The sequence below is a fragment of the Mycobacterium timonense genome, assembly GCF_025821985.1.
Lineage (GTDB): Bacteria > Actinomycetota > Actinomycetes > Mycobacteriales > Mycobacteriaceae > Mycobacterium > Mycobacterium avium.
This window is the reverse complement of the sequence record NZ_JACKSY010000070.1, coordinates 1-857: the sequence shown is the minus strand read 5'-3', so window position 1 is coordinate 857 and position 857 is coordinate 1. Positions and strand designations below refer to the sequence as shown.

General features: G+C 63.7%; 1 pseudogene. It reads left to right on the top strand.

Features of this window, described 5'->3' with window-relative positions:
- Positions 1-121 precede the first annotated feature (121 nt).
- Positions 122-625: pseudogene (locus H7I87_RS18515) on the top strand (MCE family protein); the annotation flags it as partial.
- Positions 626-857 lie beyond the last annotated feature (232 nt).

Sequence of the window (857 nt, the reverse complement as noted above, 5' to 3'; positions counted from 1 at the left end):
CCGGGCGGCCAGTCCTTTCAAGCCGCACCATCAGGCCGGCAAGAGCGATGCAGCCTCACCCGCCCCACCCGGGGTCACAGCACAACGTAACAACACGAAGTAACTGCACCTACGAACTTAAGGAGTCCTTTCCGAACGCAGCCAGCAGGTCAACAAGCTCATCCTCAACTCCGACGTGCTGCTCCAAGTCCTGGTGGCGCGCCGGCAGGAGATCGTGGACCTGCTGGCCAACACGTCGGCGGTGGCCAAGCAGCTGACGGCGTTGGTGCACGACAACGAAAGCAAGCTGGCGCCGACGCTGGAGAGACTGAACTCGGTCACCGCGATGCTGGAAAAGAACCGCGACAACATCAGCAAGGCGCTGCCGGGCCTCAAGAAATTCGAGATCACGGTGGGTGAGGCGATCTCGAGCATGTACGCCTACTCGGCGTTCGTCCCGAACTTCCTTGCACCGCAACTCTTCCAGCCGTTCCTGGACTACCTGTGGGGATTCCGCACCTTCGACACGGCTCGCGGTCCGGGCCACCCCTCGCCGGTTCCTCGGTCGCTGATTCCCTGGCCGTACAACGGGATTCCGGTATGCCCCGGCTGCACGTTGGGTGGCCGGGTCGGAGGGTCGCAATGAGCTCCCGGGTCCCCCGCAACAGGCTGGCGGCGCTGGCGGCCGTTGTCCTGGTCGGACTCATCCTCGCCGGCGCCGCGGTGCTCGTCCGCAACACGTTTTTCGGGCAAAAGACCTGACTTTTATCACTGTCGGCGATCCGGCGGTTGTGTAGGGCTGTGACCTGTGTCTTCGGTTGTGGCCTGGTGCGGATTTGTGCACTAGCCGGTGGGCCGTAGGGTGCCTGCGTGGCCTA